This is a genomic window from Bartonella sp. PS7NMGDW (genome assembly GCF_042193585.1).
GTDB lineage: Bacteria > Pseudomonadota > Alphaproteobacteria > Rhizobiales > Rhizobiaceae > Bartonella > Bartonella grahamii.
Window position 1 is genome coordinate 78,081 of sequence record NZ_JBHILX010000003.1, and the last position, 261, is coordinate 78,341.

At 49.4% G+C, this 261-nt stretch carries 1 pseudogene; it reads right to left on the reverse strand.

The window, feature by feature from the left end:
* Positions 1–261 (reverse strand): annotated as a pseudogene (locus ACFIKJ_RS09765) (tol-pal system protein); the annotation flags it as partial.

Here is a 261-nt window from a genome sequence, read left to right on the forward strand (position 1 = left end):
ACCGCACTAGACGCTGCTTTATCAGCTGCTTCAGGTGCTTTCTTCACAGCATCGACAGCCTTATCAACAGCGTCAGTAGCTTTTTCCACCGCACTAGACGCTGCTTTATCAGCTGCTTCAGGTGCTTTCTTCACAGCATCGACAGCCTTATCAACAGCGTCAGTGGCTTTTTCCACCGCACTAGACGCTGCTTTATCAGCTGCTTCAGGTGCTTTCTTCACTGCATCGATAGCCTTATCAACAGTGTCAGTGGCTTTTTCC